The following is a 20765-nucleotide window of genomic DNA, read 5'->3' on the forward strand; positions in this document are numbered from 1 at the left end:
ATAGCCGTTACTGGCCAAAACTGCCTGCAGCGCCTGGGAATACAACTGGGCTTTCAATACCATCGTTGTTCACGCTGGCCACCCCGAAAAAGTAGTTATCAATCACTACGTTTTTCAACGTGGCTTCGTTCACCTTACCAACAAACTTACTGAATTCCCACTGCGGTGCATCGGTATGACGCCAGTAAACTTTGTAGCCTGCCAGCTGTGGATTTTGTGCTGAATCTGCCGCTTCCCACATTAGTGTAGTAGAGGGCTGAACGGCGCCTTTAATGGTGACCTTAGCAGGCGGGTTCGGTGCCCAAGCCATAGCCGCTAGCGATACTGCGTTTAAGCCAGTAAGCTTGGCTGCGTAGTCAAAATTCACACCATCTAAGGTATCGCCATATTTGATACCGTCTTCTACTCTAAGGTCTTGGTGCTGACGGGTGTAGTTTTCATTGGTTTCCATAATACGAATACCAGGAAAACCTAAATCGTTGAAAGGGCGATGATGTCCACCACGACCAAATCGATCTAGTCGATAAATAACCATGGTGTCTAGATTCTCGATGTATTGGTCGGCAATGTTATCGATGTATCTTGCTAAGTTTCTGCTTGGTGAATCTACTTCGCCACCGGTGAAGCGGCGGGTGCGTGCTTCATCTGGGGTTTCGGTTACTCGCGTGCCTTCTGCAAATATACGAGCCGTAGTATTGTTGATAACGCCGTTAACGCCTTCAATGTTGCCAATCATGTCATTGTTCAATACGGCTTTTAATCGCCAGCCGTCTTTTTGTGCTTGGTTTGCCATAATACGCCCACCAAACAAGCCTTGTTCTTCCCCTGCTAGCGCGGCGTACACAATGCTGCCGTTAAATGTATATTTCGATAATATGCGTGCGGCTTCCAGTGTACCAGCTACCCCAGACGCATTGTCGTTTGCGCCAGGTGAGTCTGATGTAAAGTCCATCACATCAGATACGCGAGAATCGATATCACCCGACATCATGACGTAGCGTTCTGGATCGGTACTGCCACGTTGAATAGCAATAACGCTTACCACGTCGACAGGGTCAGGAATGCGCTTTTCCCCGCTAATGATTTCAGACTGAAAGTATACTTCTAAGCAACCGCCACACTCAGCTGATATTTTTTCAAACTCAGCCTTAATCCAGCGCCTTGCTGCCCCAATGCCGCGGGTATCTGATTTGGTTTCAGATAAGGTATGTCGCGTACCAAAATTCACCAGTGTGGTGATATCGTTTTCAATTCGTTTTGGGGAAATGTCTTCGGCAATGTTATACAAGGATTGTTGCTGCGCACTTTGCGCCTGCGCGTTAAATGCAAATGTAAGAGGGAGTGCAGCTAACGCTGAAATTTTTACGAATGTAGGAATGCTTTTTATCATTGTTTTCTCCATATCTTTTTTACCACCATACTGGATACGAGAGAAAGCAACAAATGGGGTTAACGTGTGGAGAAGTTAATGGTCGAATTAAAAGGTGTATTAAGAATAGCCTCTTCAAAAAAGAGGCTATTTGCAAAGGTGAAAGTAAGTTGCTAACTATCTGGCTATATAAAGTGCACCAAATGAAGAATTACTCCAATCAGATAAAGACTCAAGATAATCTGTTGTATCTAGTACGTCCTCTGCTCGCAGATACAGGAAGCCATTCTCTATTTCCTGTGTTACGTCTAAATCTAGTTCGAAAGGTAAAACAACATCATCAAAATTCAGCGTTTCAAGAATGCTCATTGAACCTTGAGCGGGAGTGGTTAAACTGAAAGTGAACTCTTCATATGAGGCGAAATAAAAGTAAATATTGTCGGCTCCGGTATTTGAGAAATCATAATCGTCGCCTGAAAGCATATCTTGAGCGGCTTCAAGGAATGGGGTTGGTTCCATCACGGTAAAATCGACGACGCCTGAATAATCTGAATCAACCGAAACCCCAGACACCATGTCCATCCAAACGAAACCTTCTATGTCATCAAAAAGTATCTCATCATAGGTTGTTTCTTGAAATGTAAGATAGGTTTCCAAGTTTTCGCTTTCGCTGTAAATAGGTAAACTTTGCGGTAAAAAGGCGAGTGAGTCAGCGCCTGTATAAAAATTAAAAGAGTGCAAATCTTCAATCTGGCTAGAACTTGATACGCGGTAATCGCTTTCGGTAAATACAGGTGTATTGGTGACTAAGTAGGGAACGTTCGAATTAAGGTGTGCATCTGATAGTGAAATAATATGGGTACTATCAAAGTCGTAGTCTGATAGCTGGGTACTGTACACCTCTATGTCTTGGTACGGCTGGCCGTTATGGGGAGTTGAAATAACCAATGCTAAACTAGGCCATTCGCCATTAACCGCTCTACATACTTCGGCTTCAGCTACTTCGTCAATGCCATAAGAATACGTTTGCTCATTGCTATTAGCCGCAGACGCACGCACACTTACATTATCTGATACCGTAAATTCACTGATATCAAAAGTGACACTCTCGCATTCACATTCAGTCACATTATCTTCGGCACCTGGAAAGGAGGTCATATTAAGAATTTTATCGGCGGTAACCGACACGTAGGTTTTTACTTCAGGAAAGCGACCACTGTCGCCGATTGAGAAAGTAATTGAGCTGAAAGTGGCTACATCACCATAGTCTATCGCAATATCGCCATTTTCATCGGCTTCATAGACTTCTACAGCGTCGCCTGATGCATCATGCCGTACGATAACAGCTTCAGGTTGGGGAGTAATAGTGCCGCACTTCGATGTGTAAGATGCGTTAACAATATATTCAAATGATGAGTTTCCGCCACCAGAGCCGCCAGATGGAGGCGTTTGAGTGTCAGGGGTGCTATCGCTGCCACCGCAGCCAATTAAACCCAGGGCTATTGAAGTAACAAGAATATTTTTGGTGTTAAGCATGGTTTACTCCTACATACGTCAAGAAAGGCGCAAGCAAAAGCAAAGGCAAAAAACGCAAGTAACTCAAATAACTAAAGCGCCAATGCTTCCTGCTAGGCCAAAAGGGCTATCCCGCCCTTAAGATTACCAATAATAACAAAGCAGCCATTGGGGAGGCTCTCAACACTTTGTTATTTGAAGAATTAACACTCTAGCTATTTAGAAGTAGAATCACCATTTTTAAATGTAACAACATGTACGTTTATTTAGATAAACGCGAAGGCATCGCCAAATAGGTTTTCTACTTTTAGGCCGCTAACGGTAAAGTCTTCACGCACAGTCTTGGCCATTTCAAAACGTCCAGCGACATACACTTGCATGTGTTCGAAATCCGTATGGTCGGCCAATACAGCATGGTGAACCCATCCTGTTCTACCTTTCCAGTCGTCTTCGGCAAATTCAACCACAGGAACAAACGTAAAGTTATCGTGCTTGGCCGCGAGTGCATCTAACGCTTCTGATAAATATAAATCACCGGCATGACGGCCACCCCAATAAAGAGTAATAGGCGTTTTATCGCCACTGTGCAGGTGCTGCTGTAATATAGAATAGGTGTAGGAAAAGCCTGTGCCTCCAGCGATTAATACCATCGGCAAGCCATTTGATTGCAAAAAGGCTTCACCGTTATTTGCGCTAAGGCTAATTTCGCCTTCCTCTTTCATACGACTCAATACTTCACCGGCAAAGGTGTTGCCAGGCTCTGCGCCAATGTGAAGTTCAATGCGAGAACTATCAAAAGCGGCATTGGCGATAGAAAAGGGGCGCTTGTCTTTTTCGCCCATATCAATAAGCGCATACTGACCTGCTTGGAAGGTAACGGGCGCGGGAGGCGTTAATTCAATTTTGTATACTACGTCGGTTAACGGCGTGATGCTGGCAACCTTACATTTAATCTGTGACATGTAATCTCTTCTTACGTTTGCTGTTAGCGTTTCGCCGTTGGTAAATCCATGATACCAAGTTCATCCCAGATATCATCCACCCGTTTTTTCACGTCTTCGTCCATCACAATGGGCTCGCCCCATTCACGGTCGGTTTCGCCGGGCATTTTATTGGTGGCATCCATCCCCATCTTCGATCCTAGGCCAGATACTGGCGAAGCAAAATCCAAATAGTCGATAGGGGTATTTTCAATCATAACCGTATCGCGAGCTGGATCCATACGTGTGGTAATAGCCCAAATCACATCGTTCCAGTCGCGGGCGTTTACGTCGTCATCGCACACTATCACAAACTTGGTGTACATGAACTGTCGTAAAAACGACCATACACCCATCATTACGCGTTTGGCATGACCGGGATATTGCTTTTTCATTGTAACTACAGCCATGCGGTAAGAACACCCTTCTGGCGGTAGGTAAAAGTCTACAATTTCTGGAAACTGCTTTTGCAAAATAGGCACGAAAACTTCGTTTAATGCTACCCCTAAAATAGCCGGCTCGTCAGGCGGGCGACCGGTATAAGTAGAATGATAAATGGGATCTTTACGGTGAGTAATATGGGTTACCGTAAACACTGGGAAGTCATCTACTTCATTGTAGTAACCGGTATGGTCGCCATAAGGCCCTTCAGGTGCAACTTCGTCTTGCGCAATATAGCCTTCCAATACAATTTCAGCACTCGCGGGCACTTGTAGATCGTTACTTATCGATTTAACCACTTCGGTTTTATCGCCTCGTAACAACCCTGCAAAGGCATATTCGGAAAGGGTATCTGGAACAGGCGTAACGGCACCTAAAATGGTTGCCGGGTCGGCACCTAGCGCAACGCTTACCGGGTACGGTTTACCTGGGTGAGTTTGGCACCACTCACGAAAATCGAGGGCGCCACCGCGGTGAGATAACCAGCGCATAATAAGCTTGTTCTTACCGATAACCTGCTGGCGATAAATACCTAGGTTCTGGCGGTTTTTGTGCGGGCCTTTGGTAACGCTTAATCCCCACGTAATAAGTGGCGCAGCATCACCTGGCCAACAACGCTGAATAGGCAGTTTACCTAAATCGACATCATCACCGGTTAGCACGATTTCTTGGCAAGGCGCTTTTTTAACGACCTTGGCTGGCATATTCAGTACCTGTTTAAAAACAGGCAATTTCTGCCACAAATCCTTTAGCCCTTTTGGCGGTTCAGGTTCTTTTAAATAGGCCAGCAATTCGCCCACTTCTCGAAGTGCCGCAACCGACTCTTGCCCCATTCCCATCGCCACACGTTCTGGTGTGCCAAATAAGTTAGCTAATACCGGCATGCTATGGTTTTTAGGGTTTTCAAATAATAGCGCAGGGCCACCGGCACGTAGTGTACGGTCGGCTATTTCTGTCATTTCTAAATCGGTATCGATTGGCTGGCTTATGCGAACCAATTCACCTTTGGCTTCCAACTGGTGAATAAAGTCACGTAAATCTTTGTACTTCATTTGAACAGGGGGTATCCGCAGACTAAAGTTAGGAACAAGAATATACTATTTCGACACAAAGTCCGATCAGTTCAGTGGGCTAAAAGGGTGGCTTATCAGGTTTTAGCGGCGTATGTTGATAAAATAATCTGGACACCCTACGTAAATGGTAGTCTGATAGCGTTAGTGCGGTTGAACTTCAAGTAGTTGAACTGTCTATACAAAAGAGTGAATAACAATAATACCCTTTTTTGCCTAAGGTGAGTGTATGACAATATTTGACCAGGACATGCTCGACGAACTTAACTTATTAGTTAAGTTTCCTACAGACAGTTTATTACAAGGCCTAAAGATTCATCACGATGCTAGCCAGTCAATGGTGAATGCCGCATCAAGACTTTATACAAAAGGTCTGATTACTCAGCCCGATGGCGGTTACCTTACCGATTTAGGAATAGATTTGGCTGATCATTCCCGTCATCTACAATCAGCGCTGTGTAATCGGAAAAGTAGTCACTAACGAATACGCGCCTGCAGCGGGGCTGTTATTGAGCCTAGCTAAATAAGCCCCGCTAAATACCCATTAAGTATTCGTGATAATGGCCGATAATTAAACATAGCCAAAAAGGCTTAGAGGCAAATATCGTCATATAGATACCTTTATTTGTTTTCCTGCCTTTATACCTAAACGCTTTAGAAGCACGATTTTTATATATTAATTTTAGACATTAACTTAAAGCATAACTTTCAGACATTAACGTCTAAATAAAGAAGCCATTGATATGAAACTGTATTCACTGCCCACAATTTGTTTATTGCTTTCTGCACTTTTCAGCGCCGCGGTGTTGGCTGAAGGGGAAACCATTGATGAAATTCGTGCGGTACAGTTGTACGATCAAAATGCGCTTATCGATATGATTAACGCCAATACCCATTTAGATAAAGTGGTGGCCGACCGTTGTCAGCTGGTACAAGACATAGAAGCTCGTGCCGATATATTGAAAGTGCCTGCCTACCAGTTTTTATGGGGCGACATGTTAGCGTGGGGGGTATGCGTAGATGCTGAACCGGCTAGGGGCATGACCCATATTGAAGATGCGGCGAACCAAGGTTTTCCAGCTGCGTTGGAACAGTTGGGCCGTTACTATGCGAACGGTACATTAGTGCAAGAGAACAAAGAAAGGGCGGTGGTGTATTTACGAGAAGCCGCGGCGCTTAAAAGTTTAAAGGCGCAATTGCAGTTAGTTGAGCTATTCCTTGATGGGTACGGCAGCCCTTACGACTATCAAGATGCCTACCATTGGTTACATAACTCAGTCACTAACGACAAAGCGCAACATCAAAAAATAGCCAGTTACTTAACCAAGCTTGAAAAGCTAATGCACCCTAAAGCAGTACGCGCAGCGAAACGCCCATTAGACAGCTAGTTTCATACATAAGACAGGCTAGCTCCATAGCTTAGCGATTACTGCTACTTCGTTCGCTCAATCTTACAGCGCGCTTGCAAAACTTTCCCCACCGCAACACACCTCGATTAAACTACGACAGCAATAAATTAGCACCTCAGTATACTAACGCCTCAGTAAGCTAGCACCTCAGCAAACAATGACTGCCATAGATAACGACTTCAAAAAACACCCGCCAGCAGGTGATAAATAGCACCTTACTGCAACTCAATACGTTAATTGTGTATTTCTATACGTGTATGATAATTATTGGTTTTTGAAACATGTTGTCATAAAACTGCCTCTTATCTGTCACCCATGCTTCATCATTTCGTCTTATTTCAGGGCTAGATTCTTCTGCTTTGCAGCGCGCTGACGATTACTGCAACTCAATATGAAAAAAGCATATGAACACGCACACAACACACTAACAAAACGCTAATTGAAGTAAATTAAGGGACAGACACATGTTTTCAAAAACGCTACTAGCCACCGCTATTTTCAGCGCATTGGCCGCTCCAACGTTTGCTAACACAGACTCACCAGCAGATGAAAAAGATTACATTGAAGAAATTACCGTTACTGCGCAAATGCGTGAGCAGTCAATTATGGATGTTCCAGTCACCATGGATGTTATTTCAGGCGACTTTTTAGAGCGCACTAACATTATGGAACTTGATGAGTTGTCTCGCGTTTTACCAAACGTTCAAATTCAGGAACAAGCAGTAAGCTTGCCTTCATTTAATATTCGTGGTGTTACCGACGATGGCTCTTCGGTTTCAGCCACGCCACGTATTTCTGTCTATCAAGATGGCTTCGATATTAGTAAGAAAACCGTATCGAGTGTAGCGCTCTATGATATCGGTCGCGTTGAAGTATTAAAAGGCCCTCAGCCCACATTATTCGGTGTTGCCGCGGCAAACGGCGCAATCAGTATTCACTCTCACTTGCCTACCAATGAAAAAGAGGCAAGGGTTCAGTTGGGTTATGACACTGAGTCAGGCAAAGAAGCTGAGTTCATGTTCAATACACCTATTAATGACAATCATAGCGTGCGTATTGCCGGTCTATACCGCGAGATGGACGGTATTATAGAAAACAATGCCTGTTCTGAAGACAGTTACTATGGCAATGCCGACATGATTGATCATTTAGGCAATGCAGTGCCCTGTAATAGCGAAGACTTACAAGGCATTTCAGTGCAAGCACTGCGTGGTACATGGAAAGCCAGTTACGACAACTTTGAAGTAATCGCTCGTGCTTCCATGGAATACAACGACCAACCAGGTATTGCGTTTAAGTCAGGCTCGATTGCGCCTAATGGCGGCGACACTAGCCCTTTTACGGCTGCTGAGTTCAGTATGGGAAGCGAGTTAGGTATTGAACGTACGCTGCAGGCCTACGATATTTCACTTGATTACGATATCAGCAACAGCCTAATGTTCCACGGTGATGCGTATTACAAAGATGTAGAAGTGAGTGAAGGGTTTGATGCCGACGGTACCGCGCTTAGAATTCAAGATGCTTACTTTGATAATGATGCAACGCTAAGCGGTGGCTCAATGCGCTTGGTGTATGACGCGGGTGATAAATTGGTTGCTTTCGTAGGCGCCTCAGTTAGCCAAGATGATTCCATACTTCCATATTACGTCATGGTAGACCCGTTCATACGTGGTACGTTCGATGCGGTAAAAGCGCAATTAGAAGCCTCTTCCAATATTCCGTTAAATCAAAATATTGCTACTGACGCCTCTTTAGAAGAAATTGAAGCTCTGCGAGCCATGCTAGTGTCTTCATTATTTAACGCCGACGGCACACCCATTTCTAACGCGGACTTTCCCTCTACTTTAATTCAGGGCCCGTACATCTTTGAAGCAGAGTTAGACATTACGTCTTACGTGGCTGAGGTTTCTTACTTTGTAACAGATAATATTAACGTCACCGCTGGTGTGCGTTATATTGATGAATCACGTTTTACAAAAAATACTTATACGCTGCCAGAAGGCACATTTACTTTTGAAGCAGAAGGCGACTTTGACGATACGCTACCTCGTTTTGCCGTTAGCTACGACATGAACGATAGTTGGAATTTTTACGCCAACTACGCCCGCGGCCGTCGCTCACCTGTGGTTAATGCTGATTTCTCTGGTGTATCTACCACTAAAGCTGAAATTGTCGATAGCTACGATTTAGGTGTTAAATATCAAAGCAACAACTTCACCTTCTCGGGTGCGGTGTTTACTTATGAATATAGCGATTACCAACAGTCTTATACTGACCCTGAAACCCTTCAATCCATTACCGTAACGGTTGGCGATTCAACTATGTCGGGCATTGAAGGCATGGGTACCTATCACTACAGCGATACTTTATCGATAACCGGTAGTATTGGTTTCTTAGACGCAGAGTTTGCTGATGAAACGGCCGATGGAAGCCCATTCCAGTATGCTGGCAATAAATTCCGCTTAGCCCCAGAGGTGAGCGGTGCGATAAACATCAACAAGGAATTTGAAGTTCAGAACTGGTTAGTAAATGTGAATTGGCTAACGAGCTTCCAGTCTGAAGTATTCTTTGAGAGCAGCAACTACCCTGGTTTGTCGCAAGATACTCATTCATTGACAGATATATCTATACAACTTTCGCAAGAAGCGAGCAGCTTTGCGTATGAAGTGTATTTAGAAAATGCCTTCGATAAAGAGTATGTGATTGACGCAGGTAATACGGGTGGTGGTTTAGGTATTCCTACCTATGTTCGCGGTATGCCGCGCATTGCAGGTGTTCGCTTCTATTATAGCTACTAAGATCGATATTTTTAGCGTTAAAAAAATCCCGTTTCGCTTTTGGCGATAACGGGATTTTTGTTTTATGAGTCATGGTAAATAACAACGCTAATTATTTATCTGCCTCAAATCAGCTTTCAATTACACACTCATGGCTACTTACTATGCTGGCAGGTGTGGATTTCTGGTGGAAACATGGCCTGCTCAACTTGTTGCAATGGCAACACTGGCTTCGGCGATTTAACTTAATTTGATAAAAGCACATCTGTCCATAATGTATGTCTGTAATAGATTTTTTTTAGTGATTGAGAACTAAAGATATATCTAAAGTGTATGACACTGGCATAGCAGTTTTATAACGTAATGTTTTGTGCAGATTGCTGTTATACTGTGCGTAAATCGAACGCTTTAAAATTGCTATGCGTAGAACATGGGCAACAGTGTTTGAAAAATGAATAAACTAACGAGGCGACAGAACAACTCTATGAGTGATGATCCGCATTATCAGCGCGAGAAAGAAAAGTACGAAAACCCGGTAGCAAGCCGGGAGTTTTTGATGAGTCTATTGAAAGAAGAAGACAAACCTATGTCTTTTCTTGAAATATGTACGGCAGTGAATGCCGAAGAAGAAGATGCCCGCATAGGCATTCAGCGCCGCCTTCGCGCCATGGAGCGAGAAGGGCAAGTGCAGTTCACCCGTCAAAAGAAGTATATTCTTCAAGATCAAGATGAGTTGTTCCGCGGTAAAGTGATTGGCCACCGAGATGGCTTCGGCTTTTTACGCCCCGAAGATAAAAGCGGTGACCTTTTCATTAGCGCAGGCCAAATGAAACTGTTTTTGCATGACGATATTGTAGAAGCGCGCGTAAGCGGTACTGACCGCCGTGGTCGTAAAGAAGCCTTTATTACGCAAGTGGTAGAACCTCGTTCAGAGCCAATTGTTGGCCGCTACTTTGTAGAGCAAGGGTTTGGCATGGTTGTGCCAGATGACAGTCGCTTACAGTATGAAATTGTTATCCCACCTGAACATGTGCACGGCGCCCGCATGGGGCAAATAGTAGTGGTTGAGCTTACGCAGCGCCCACGCCGTAAAATGAGCCCAGTGGGTAAAATTGTTGAAGTACTAGGTGAACATATGGCACCTGGTATGGAAATAGAAATGGCGCTTCGCACCTTTGATATTCCGCATCAATGGCCTAAAGGCGTTACTAAGCAAGTTAAAAGCCTTACCGAACAAGTGCCCGATGAAGCAAAAGAAGGGCGAATCGATTTACGTCAGCTTCCTCTGGTAACCATTGATGGTGAAGATGCGCGTGATTTTGATGATGCCGTATATTGTGAACCGCTAGACGATGGTGGTTGGCAACTGTGGGTAGCTATTGCCGATGTCAGTTACTACGTACGAAATGGCACAGCACTAGATGATGAAGCCCAACAGCGAGGCAACTCGGTGTATTTCCCCGAGCAAGTTATACCTATGCTGCCGGAAGTGCTTTCTAACGGCTTGTGTTCACTGAACCCAGAAGTTGATCGCTTGTGTATGGTGTGCGAGATGACCATTACTGCGCAAGGTAAGTTAGATACTTACCAATTCTATGAAGCCGTAATGAATTCACACGCTCGCCTAACGTACACTAAGGTATGGCAAATATTGCAAGGCGACAAAGACTTGCATCAACGATATGAAGCACAGGTGCCGCATTTGCGACATCTTCACGATTTATATCGTTCATTGAAAAAAGCCCGTCAGCACCGCGGTGCTATCGAGTTCGAAACCCAAGAAAGTAAGTTTGTATTTAACGCACAGCGTAAAATTGAAAACATCGTGCCGCTTATCCGTAACGATGCTCACAAACTTATTGAAGAGTGCATGATTTTAGCGAACGTGAGTGCTGCACTTACATTGTCGGAAAATGAAGCACCTACATTATATCGAGTACACGACAAACCAGACGCCGATAGGCTTACAGCCTTCACCAGCTACTTAGCTGAAATAGGTGTGCCGCACAAGATCACCGATGAAGCCTTACCGGCAGATTTCACCGACGTGGTATTAAAAACCCGTGGTCGCCCTGACGAAGAGCTTATTCAAACCATGTTGCTTCGTTCAATGAAGCAGGCTATTTATGATGGTGACAACCTAGGCCACTTCGGCTTAGCGCTTGAAGCTTACGCGCACTTTACGTCGCCTATTCGTCGTTACCCTGATTTGGTAGTTCACCGCGCATTAAAAGGGATTATTGCCAAGCAAAAAGGCAAAAATACGGTTTCAGGTGCAAAGAATTACACGGTTGAAGAAATTGAACAGCTAGGCGAACAATGCTCTATGACCGAACGTCGTGCCGACGATGCTACCCGTGATGTTGCAGACTGGCTTAAGTGTGAATTCATGCTTGACCACGTGGGTGACACTTTTGAAGGCGTAGTGAGTTCAGTAACCAACTTTGGTTTGTTTGTTCGCTTAACTGAATATCACATTGACGGCCTAGTACATATTACTTCACTTGATGACGATTTCTATCACTACGACCAAGTTAAACAAATACTGGCGGGTGAGTCGGGACATCGTCAATTTAGACTAGGCGATACCGTAGAAGTGAAAGTGGCTGCGGTTAACCTAGATGAAAGAAAGATTGATTTATTACTGGATAAGTCTATGCTGCGCGGCCCCGGCGGCAAGAAGGTTAAAGTAGCCAGTGCGAAAAAGCCGCCTAGAAATGCCAAGCGAGGCCCTAAAAAAGCTGCGCCTAAAGGCAAGGGGGCACCATCGCGTTCGAAGAAAGGGGGTAAGCGTTAATGGCACAGCAAGAATGGTTATATGGTTTACATGCAATGCAGTCGGTTCTAGAACAAGAACCAGAGCGTGTAATGGAAGTGATGGTATTAAAAGGCCGTAATGATGAGCGTTTAACTAATATTGTTAATCAAGCACGTCGTTTTGGTATATCAGTACAGTTTTGTCAGCGTAAAGCACTAGACGACAAAGTTAACGGCGAACAGCATCAAGGCGTCGTAGCCAGAGCGAAGCCCGCTCGTGTTATGGATGAAGCTGACCTAGATAGAATTCTAGATAAAGAAAGTAAGCCTTTATTGTTAGTACTTGACGGTATAACCGACCCGCATAACCTAGGCGCCTGTTTGCGTACTGCTGATGGTGCTGGTGTGCATGCGGTGGTAGTACCAAAAGATAAATCGGCTAGCCTTAATGGCACCGTGCGCAAAGTTGCATGTGGAGCCGCGGAAGTTATTCCACTTATTCAAGTCACTAACTTGGCCCGCACGTTAAAGCACCTACAAGACAAAGGTTTATGGATTGTGGGTACGGCGGGTGAAACCGACAAAACCCTTTACGATATAAAACTAGATGGCCCAACTGCATTAGTGATGGGCGCTGAAGGTAAAGGCATGCGCAGGTTAACGAAAGAAACCTGCGATGAATTAGTGAAGTTGCCTATGGCAGGTAGTGTAAGTAGCCTGAATGTATCGGTAGCCACTGGTGTTTGCTTGTACGAGATAGTGCGACAACGTGGCTAACGAGCCTTAATTTAGTAGGTATGCAACTCGTCACTATATAAGTATTCGCTACAGACTTATTCGCAAAACACAGAAGCCGTTAACGTATTCGTTAGCGGCTTTTTCGTTTTTTGAAAAACACTAAGTAGAAAGTAAAATTAGTTAGTTGATATTTAAGCTTTATTAATTACTTAATTCATATTTGCTTACAAATTGAGACTTTACGCCCGAACCACACGCCACGCCTGCATTTACTAAAATTCCAACATTACTTAAGCACAATCCATTCTGCAACTTACGTATATATTTTGAACGTGAGGAACATTTCGTAATACTTAACTCATTGATTCTATGTTTAATAGTTAAACGGTGCGCATTTGATGTTTTACTGAATGCCACAACAAAAGGCATGTGGGCCGTTTGCGAATTTGAGCATGGAGTGCTTTCGTAGGAAGTAGCGTTTGCCCTGAATGTCTATTAATAACAACGAAGTTTCAAAAACGCTGTAAAGCGTTGAAACACGACAAGACAGATAACAGGAAATAATAGTGAATATGAAACACACAAGTATATCAGCCATCGCCCTTGCAGTATCTGTAGGGTTGGTAAGTCACGCTGCAACAGCAGCAATAACGAAAAATACGACAGCGACAAACACAACCAATGCGCCAGTCAAAGTTGAAGAGAAAAAAGCGTCGCTTCAATCTTTACTCGGTAAACGACTGGTTCTAAAGGGCGAGTCTGCACAAGAAAAACAGCGGTATATTATTAAATTCAAAGAAACATTAACGACAGATGTTATTAGCAATGCCAGTAGCAGTAAATCTGGCTCATCTGAGCTAGTTCAAGCCACTAAGTCTACCGTAAAGCGACCTTTTGAAGTGCAATCTGCCCGCAGTGAAATACAAAAGGTGGGAGGAGATGTTCGTAAAGAGCTTGGAAAGCATCGCATGATGGCGGCGTCTTTAAGCCGCAGTGCGCTTAATAAATTGCGTAACAATGCAAATGTAGAAAGTATTGAAGTAGATGTAAAACGAACACCTATGGCGCAAACTACTCCTTATGGTTACACCATGGTTCAAGCCAATCAGCTTTCGCAAGCAGATACTACCGCTCGCCGTGTATGTGTTATCGACACAGGGTACAACCTAGGGCATCCGGATTTACCTGGCACCAATGATGGTGTTACCGGTCAGGCGAATAATAGTGCGGTGGGGAATTGGTATAACGATGGCAACGGTCATGGTACCCATGTTGCTGGCACTATTGCCGCCTATGACAATAGTGAAGGAGTTATTGGTGTTTACCCTGGCGTGAATCTGCATATTGTTAAAATATTCAATGACAATGGCGATTGGACCTACGCCTCTGATCTTATTGATGCCATTTCACAGTGTCAAAGTGCGGGGGCTAACGTGGTAAACATGAGCTTAGGTGGCGGCAGCGCTTCTACAACCGAGCAAAACGCAATGCAAAGCTTTACCGATGATGGCTTGTTACTCGTCGCTGCGGCAGGTAACGCAGGTACGAGTGCGAAATCATATCCTGCCTCTTATGATGCAGTAATGTCGGTTGCCGCTGTAGATTCAAATGAAAATAGAGCAAGCTACAGTCAGTACAATGACCAAGTTGAAATAGCCGCACCCGGTAGTGCCGTTTATTCAACATATCCCACAGACACCTATGCTTCTTTAAGTGGAACGTCAATGGCTACCCCACACGTTGCAGGTGGCGCGGCCTTGGTGTGGAGTTACTTCCCACAGTGCTCAAATACGCAGATACGTAATGCATTAACATCGGCGGCCGAAGATAAGGGCGCAAATGGACGTGATAACTTGTACGGTTTTGGGCTTATGCAACTTGAGGATGCCTACAGCTACCTGAACACTAATGGGTGCGGCGGCGGTGGCGGTTCAGATCCAGGTACCGACCCAACCGTTGAGCCTGTATCAGGTCAGCTTACCGGACTATCTGCATCACAAAGTAACTGGAATCGCTATACATGGACCATTCCTGAAGGCGTGACTACCATGACAGTGCAAACATCTGGCGGTAGCGGTGATGCAGACTTGTACATGAAGTTTGGTTCTCAGCCAGAAACCAATGACTTTGACTGCCGTCCTTACGAGAATGGTAATAATGAAGTGTGTACGTTCCAAGCACCTGCTGCAGGCACGTGGCATATTGGAATTCGTGCTTACACGACATACAGTGGCGTAACGTTATCGTATTCGTATGAATAGATAGTTAGCCCACAAATACAATGCTCGCCCCTATTACCTGATGAGAGGTAATAGGGGCTTTTTTGTATAAAAAGACAAAATACTTTTGTCGTGAATTGTCAGCTTTGTAAAGGCAGCGTAAAGGTGTGAACTATAACAAGCTTTGTAGTGCCATACGGCAGTATAGTTCACGCCTTTCTGGGCAGTGTAACTCCCTTCAAACAATCACGAATTTAGTAAGGACGTTCAGTATATGCAATTTCAATTTCCGGCTTGGTTACGAAACGTAGCTATCGGTCTGGTGGCTATTTCAGGGCTAGCTGCTTGTGGCGGCTCTGACAGCAGCTCCGATTACTCGTATGCTTATATACAATTCTATAATGCTTCACCAAATGGTGCGAATGTAGAAATGCGAGAAGTCGATGGAGATAGCTTTGGCTCTGCGCAATATGGTGATACTACCGCGATGTACTCAATGGACAACGGTGAAATTGAACTAGAGTTCATTCGCACCGACTCAGATGACCAAGAAGTGCTTATTGATACTTACACCGTAAACCTTAAAAACGGTGACAAGCGTCTTATCGTAATGAGTGGCGATTTTGAATCACCCATTATCAGCGATTACAGCTATACCCGTGAAACGCTAGAAGACCATTTCAGGTTATTCGCATTGTCTGTAACTATTGATGAAGGTTCTTACGACTTCTATTTAGCCGAATCAGGCGACCCATTCGAAGCTGCAAACTTCTTAGGCACAGTAACTGCGTCTGAAATGATTGAGTTTGATTACTGGGATCCAGATGATGACAGCGATTACTTTGACGAAGATGAGTACACTATTTACCTAACAGAGCCGGGTAGCACAGAAGTTATATTTGAATCTCAGACACTAGACTTTGCTTACGAGACTGAATACCTACTTACTATGCGTGATGTAAGTGGTGCAATTCAATCAGGTTTAGTTGTAGATACTATCTTGAATTCATCTTCAGTGACTGCATTAACCGACGTTGAAGCCGATTCTCAATACCGTATATATAACTCGACCAATATTACTACAGCACTTGATGTGACCTTTGGTGGTAACACAGATGAAGAAGATGTTGCTTTTTCTCTGGATGCGGGTGAGTTATCTGAATTCACTGAAATTGGATACGGTGATTACCGCGTAACGGTCACAGATTCATCTGGTGAAGCTACAACGCTAAGCAATAAACTTATCACCTTGAACCAAGGTGAGAGCAAAGCAATTTTAATCTATGAAAAAGCAGGTGCACTTGGCGCGGTTACATTCGTAGAAAGTGGTCTGCCTCAAGCGTACGATAAAACTGTAAACTTCATTAACTTGGTTGAAGACTTTGATGATGTGGATTTCTATCTTGTGCGTAACGATGAAACTATCGATACCGCAGAATACGATCTTCAAAACCTTGAATTCGGCGAAACAGACAGTGAAGTATTACCGTCTGATTACTACGAAATCATTGCCGTTTACGAAGATGATAACGAAGAGCAAATTCTATTAGATCGCACAGCATTGTTCGGATTTAACGAAGAAGAGAACTATATTGTTACAGTAGAGCCAGCAGATACTGCAACAGGCTATGAAATTAACATTTTGTATTAATCACTTATGTGAAAACTATACTAATTGCTAATGCCGGTATGCTTTCAATACCGAGAGTTTAAGTTACCTTTTAAAAAGACTATTACTTTTCTGTAATGGTCTTTTTTGCCTTAAGGGCCTTTATAAGAGGGGCTTAAATCCTCATGAGTATAATTAAAGATCTTCACCAAATTACCACCGATGGGGCATTGTCCTTCAGTGAAAAAGTTCGGCGATTGCTAGAAATTGGCACGGAAGTGTTAGGCCTTGAAACCGGCATTGTTAGCTATGTACATAATGGCACATACACGGTGGTGCAAGCCATTTCCCCGTTGAATGAAATTGTCAATGGCGCTGAATTTCCCCTATCTGACACGTATTGCGCTGACACCGTAAATGCAAATGGCATTGTGGCCTACAACGACGTAGACGTTATGCCAGGCAATAGCCACCCTTGCTATGCGCTCTACACATTAAAAAGCTACTTAGCTACCCCTATACATGTGAATGCTGCTTTATATGGCACACTAAACTTCTCTTCTACTTCCTCGAAGGGCGACGGATTCACAGCGTTAGATTATGACTATTTACTGCTACTTGCCGATTGGATAGGGGCGGAAGTGGCGCGTGAACAAGCGTTAAGCGAAATCATATCTCAGAAAAATGCTTTAGAAGAACAAAATGCGCTGTTAAACCAGATCACTGAATTGGCGGGCGTCGGCACGTGGGAGCTCGATTTAGAGATGAACTCGCTTAAGTGGTCTGCATCTCTAAAGCGCATGTTACAAATAAACGAAAAACAAGAGATAACCCCATCCCATGCACTTAAGTTCATGGCTAACAAAAAAGTGCGAAATGTATACGAATCTAAAATGGAAGAAATTGCCATAACCGGTAATGATTGGGCTTATGAGTTCGAGGTAATTACCGATGGGGGAGAAAAACGGTGGTTAGAAAGTCGTGCGCATCCCATTATGAAAAATGGAACTTGCCAAAAAATCATCGGAGCAACACGGGATATAACCGAGCGATTTAACACCACCCAATCGTTGAAGCAAAAAACTGCGATTGCAGAGCAAGCCCTTAAAGCGCGTAGTGAGTTCCTGGCGAACATGAGCCATGAAATACGAACCCCCATTCATGGTGTACAAGGCATGCTCGAAACCCTTTGTAGTACATCGCTTAACGAAAAACAGAAAGAGTATACCCATGTTGCTATGCGCAGCTCAGAATCGTTGCTCAACATAGTGAATGATATTTTAGATTTCTCAAAAATCGATTCAGGGCATATGACCTATGATGTTGAGCCAGTAAATTTGAAAGAGTTAATCGAGCAACAAGTGCCTATGTTCAGGCGTTTGGCTGATAAAAAGGGAATTGAATTTATCACCGAAACGGCGGCTGTTTCAGATACGTTGTTCCTCGCTGATTCGTTAAGGCTAAGCCAGATTCTAATGAACCTTATCAATAACGCGGTGAAGTTCACCGAAGAAGGTTCCATTAAAATTAGTACGCGATGTACAAAATATGGTGCGGGTCGCTATAGAGTTAAGTTAATAGTAACGGATACGGGTATTGGGATTAGTGAAGAGCAGCAAAAAGTTATCTTTTCCCCCTTTCTGCAAGCCGAAGAGTCAACACAGCGACGTTTTGGCGGCACAGGTTTAGGATTAGCCATAGTGAACAATATTGTTGAGCATTATGATGGCAACGTCGAAGTATCAAGTGCGATTGGAGAAGGCGCGCGATTTATCGTGACCATGACTTTAGATTGTGCAAATGCCGGGGCATTGAAAGAAAAAACTATCGCGGCCAATAGGGCCACGCCGCTTTGCAAAAGGGTGTTGTCAGAATCACGGGTATTAGTAGTTGAAGATAACGAAATAAATCAGATAGTCATTAAAGAGCAACTAAAAGAAATTGGCGTGTCGGTAGAGCTTGCCAACAATGGTGCTTTAGGCCTCGCAAAGGTGAAAAGTGCTATAGCAAGGAAAAAGCCATACGATCTTATCTTCATGGATTGCCACATGCCGGTGATGGATGGGTTAACTGCCACGAAAGAAATTAGAGAGTTAGGTGAAACAATACCTATCATTGCACTCACTGCAAACGCGCTGAGTGGAGAAAAGGAAAAGTGTTTACGAGCAGGAATGGATGACTTTATATCAAAACCTGTAGGCGTTTCGCGGTTAGGCGACTGTATTAACTATCACTTGTCTTATAAACAGGAGAGGTTTAAAGATCCTGCTTGATAACCAACATTTGGTTATCTGCCCCGGCTATGCTGGGGCTTTTTATTGGTGTGTTATGAATGTACATTAAATCACAAGACAAACTGTAAAATCTTGCGTATAATCCGCATCAGTTTCTGGCACTATTCATGTCATGTGTCATGCGACCCCCTCGCATTTCAGAAACGATTTACTTAATTTCCCCATCGATTAAAAATAATCCAATTTAACGCTATCTCTAGCTCAAAATTTCTGTTATAGTTTCGCGCCCTTTTTATGGGGGTATGTATATAAATTCAACAATGTTTGTTGGGTTTAGCAGCAATAACGACTCGGCAGAGTCTCATAATAGAGCGGAGCACTAACATGATCCAAATGCAAACTAACCTGGACGTTGCAGACAACAGCGGCGCTCGCAGGGTTCAGTGTATTAAGGTTCTTGGTGGCTCGCATCGCCGTTATGCAGGTATCGGTGACATCATCAAAGTTACTGTGAAGGAAGCAATTCCTCGCGGTAAAGTTAAAAAAGGTGACGTACTGAATGCAGTGGTGGTGCGTACTAGAAAAGGCGTTCGTCGTGCAGATGGTTCATCCATTCGTTTTGACGGCAACGCAGCTGTTTTGCTTAACGCAAACAAGCAACCAATTGGTACGCGTATCTTTGGACCGGTAACCCGTGAGTTGAGAAGTGAAAACTTCATGAAAATCATCTCATTGGCCCCAGAGGTACTATAAGGAGTCACGATAATGGCTAATAAAATTCGTCGTGATGATGAAGTAGTCGTATTAGCGGGTAAAGACAAAGGCAAACAAGGCAAAGTCCTTAAAGTGCTTATTGCTGATAACCGTGTAATTATAGAAGGTGTTAATCTTATCAAGAAGCACACTAAGCCAAACCCTCAATTGGGTGTAGCTGGTGGAATTGTTGAGAAAGAAGCTTCTATTCACGTTTCTAATGTTGCGATTGTTAACCCGGCAACGGGCAAAGCAGATCGCGTTGGTTTCCGTTTCGAAGATGAGAAGAAAGTACGTTTCTTCAAATCTAACGGCGAACTTGTTTAATTATATTGGAGAGTACGATGGCGAAACTGCATGATTTCTATAAAGAAACAGTAGTAGCTGAACTTGCTAAGCAGTTCGGGTACAAAAGCGTCATGCAAGTCCCTCGGATTGAAAAAATCACTCTAAACATGGGTTTAGGTGAAGCAATTGCTGACAAGAAGGTGCTTGAGAATGCTCAAGCTGACATGGCGGCTATCGCCGGTCAGAAGCCGATTGTTACAGTTGCTAGAAGATCAGTAGCGGGCTTTAAAATCCGTGAAGGTTATCCGATTGGCTGTAAAGTAACCTTACGCGGCGAGCGTATGTGGGAATTCCTTGAGCGTTTGATTTCAATCGCTATCCCACGAGTTCGCGACTTCCGTGGTTTGAACCCTAAGTCATTCGACGGTCGTGGTAACTACAGCATGGGCGTGCGTGAGCAAATCATTTTCCCTGAAATCGATTTCGATAAAGTGGATAAAGTTCGTGGTATGGATATTACTATCACTACCAGTGCGGACTCAAATGAAGAAGCACGTGCTCTGCTGGACGCGTTCAACTTCCCATTTAAAAAGTAGGGTGTAGGGT

General features: G+C 44.0%; 15 protein-coding genes. 11 read left to right on the plus strand and 4 right to left on the minus strand.

Annotated features, from left to right (window positions below; all coding sequences use genetic code 11):
• Nucleotides 1-7 precede the first annotated feature (7 nt).
• The 4 genes from J8L84_RS18360 to ubiD all read right to left on the minus strand — a co-directional run bounded on the left by J8L84_RS18360 (nucleotide 8) and on the right by ubiD (nucleotide 5357).
• Nucleotides 8-1390: a M28 family metallopeptidase gene (locus J8L84_RS18360; protein ID WP_247670874.1), complete on the minus strand. Its 1383-nt coding sequence runs from the start codon at nucleotides 1388-1390 to the stop codon at nucleotides 8-10.
• Between the two features lie 156 nt (nucleotides 1391-1546).
• Entirely contained in the window at nucleotides 1547-2905 is a 1359-nt protein-coding gene (locus J8L84_RS18365; protein WP_211071956.1) for a hypothetical protein, read from the minus strand.
• 245 nt (nucleotides 2906-3150) lie between these two features.
• Nucleotides 3151-3846: an NAD(P)H-flavin reductase gene (fre, locus tag J8L84_RS18370; RefSeq protein ID WP_211071957.1), complete on the minus strand. Its 696-nt coding sequence runs from the start codon at nucleotides 3844-3846 to the stop codon at nucleotides 3151-3153.
• Nucleotides 3847-3869: 23 nt separating this feature from the next.
• Nucleotides 3870-5357: a 4-hydroxy-3-polyprenylbenzoate decarboxylase gene (gene ubiD / locus J8L84_RS18375; RefSeq protein WP_211071958.1), complete on the minus strand. Its 1488-nt coding sequence runs from the start codon at nucleotides 5355-5357 to the stop codon at nucleotides 3870-3872.
• A gap of 247 nt (nucleotides 5358-5604) precedes the next feature.
• On the opposite strand from ubiD, the gene J8L84_RS18380 reads away from it, so the two are divergent.
• From J8L84_RS18380 to rplE, 11 genes are all read left to right on the plus strand, one after another.
• Nucleotides 5605-5856 carry a TIGR02647 family protein gene (locus J8L84_RS18380; protein WP_126871752.1) on the plus strand — a complete coding sequence of 84 codons (252 nt, stop codon included), beginning with the start codon at nucleotides 5605-5607 and terminating at the stop codon, nucleotides 5854-5856.
• A 262-nt stretch (nucleotides 5857-6118) separates the two neighbouring features.
• Nucleotides 6119-6763: a tetratricopeptide repeat protein gene (locus J8L84_RS18385; protein WP_211071959.1), complete on the plus strand. Its 645-nt coding sequence runs from the start codon at nucleotides 6119-6121 to the stop codon at nucleotides 6761-6763.
• Nucleotides 6764-7248: 485 nt separating this feature from the next.
• On the plus strand, nucleotides 7249-9582 hold the full coding sequence (locus J8L84_RS18390; RefSeq protein ID WP_211071960.1) for a TonB-dependent receptor: 2334 nt from the start codon (nucleotides 7249-7251) through the stop codon (nucleotides 9580-9582).
• A 463-nt stretch (nucleotides 9583-10045) separates the two neighbouring features.
• On the plus strand, nucleotides 10046-12358 hold the full coding sequence (rnr, locus tag J8L84_RS18395; RefSeq protein ID WP_211071975.1) for a ribonuclease R: 2313 nt from the start codon (nucleotides 10046-10048) through the stop codon (nucleotides 12356-12358).
• Nucleotides 12358-13095 carry a 23S rRNA (guanosine(2251)-2'-O)-methyltransferase RlmB gene (gene rlmB / locus J8L84_RS18400; RefSeq protein WP_013786232.1) on the plus strand — a complete coding sequence of 246 codons (738 nt, stop codon included), beginning with the start codon at nucleotides 12358-12360 and terminating at the stop codon, nucleotides 13093-13095. Before rnr ends, rlmB begins: the two co-directional genes overlap by 1 nt.
• Nucleotides 13096-13628: 533 nt before the next feature.
• The gene (locus J8L84_RS18405) at nucleotides 13629-15317 is read left to right on the plus strand and encodes a S8 family serine peptidase (RefSeq protein ID WP_211071961.1); all 1689 of its coding nucleotides are present in this window, start codon (nucleotides 13629-13631) and stop codon (nucleotides 15315-15317) included.
• Nucleotides 15318-15549: 232 nt separating this feature from the next.
• Nucleotides 15550-16926 (plus strand): DUF4397 domain-containing protein, encoded by a 1377-nt coding sequence (locus J8L84_RS18410; RefSeq protein ID WP_211071962.1) that lies wholly within the window; start codon nucleotides 15550-15552, stop codon nucleotides 16924-16926.
• Nucleotides 16927-17069: 143 nt separating this feature from the next.
• The gene (locus tag J8L84_RS18415) at nucleotides 17070-19157 is read left to right on the plus strand and encodes an ATP-binding protein (protein WP_211071963.1); all 2088 of its coding nucleotides are present in this window, start codon (nucleotides 17070-17072) and stop codon (nucleotides 19155-19157) included.
• Between the two features lie 345 nt (nucleotides 19158-19502).
• Complete coding sequence (rplN, locus tag J8L84_RS18420) at nucleotides 19503-19871, plus strand: 50S ribosomal protein L14 (protein ID WP_013786228.1); 369 nt, start codon at nucleotides 19503-19505, stop codon at nucleotides 19869-19871.
• 12 nt (nucleotides 19872-19883) lie between these two features.
• A complete protein-coding gene (gene rplX / locus J8L84_RS18425) occupies nucleotides 19884-20198 on the plus strand; it encodes a 50S ribosomal protein L24 (protein ID WP_013786227.1) in 315 nt (104 codons plus the stop codon).
• 17 nt (nucleotides 20199-20215) lie between these two features.
• Nucleotides 20216-20755 (plus strand): 50S ribosomal protein L5, encoded by a 540-nt coding sequence (gene rplE / locus J8L84_RS18430; RefSeq protein WP_013786226.1) that lies wholly within the window; start codon nucleotides 20216-20218, stop codon nucleotides 20753-20755.
• Nucleotides 20756-20765 lie beyond the last annotated feature (10 nt).

This window comes from Alteromonas sp. MMG017 (genome assembly GCF_018100795.1).
Lineage (GTDB): Bacteria > Pseudomonadota > Gammaproteobacteria > Enterobacterales > Alteromonadaceae > Alteromonas.